A 280-nucleotide genomic window follows, 5' to 3' on the forward strand; every position below is an offset into this window, starting at 1 on the left:
CTTTAATTGACACAGGAGCAGATTGTAATACTATCTCATTTGAATTGTTTCAACAACTCAAAGGAGTGGAATTACAACCTACGAATGCAACTTTAAAAGCTTTCACTAACCATTCCATAAAAGCTCGAGGCACAAGTGAATTAATCGTATTTGTTGATGAGCTAATATGTGGAGACAAATTTTTTGTCATCCAAGCTGGGATGTAGGAAGTACCAGTAATATTAGGTAGACGCTGGCAGAAGAAGTATAACTGTTTTGTAAACTGGAAAGATCTTCTTGT

Annotated in this window: 1 protein-coding gene; it reads left to right on the forward strand. The window is 35.7% G+C overall.

Annotation, left to right across the window (positions count from 1 at the left end; translation table 11 throughout):
* A partial coding sequence (locus DL891_RS17660) for a hypothetical protein (protein WP_232819258.1) occupies positions 1-206 on the forward strand: 206 nt, incomplete at its 5' end.
* Positions 207-280 lie beyond the last annotated feature (74 nt).

Source organism: Homoserinimonas sp. OAct 916, from assembly GCF_003260275.1.
In the GTDB taxonomy this organism is placed as follows: domain Bacteria; phylum Actinomycetota; class Actinomycetes; order Actinomycetales; family Microbacteriaceae; genus OACT-916.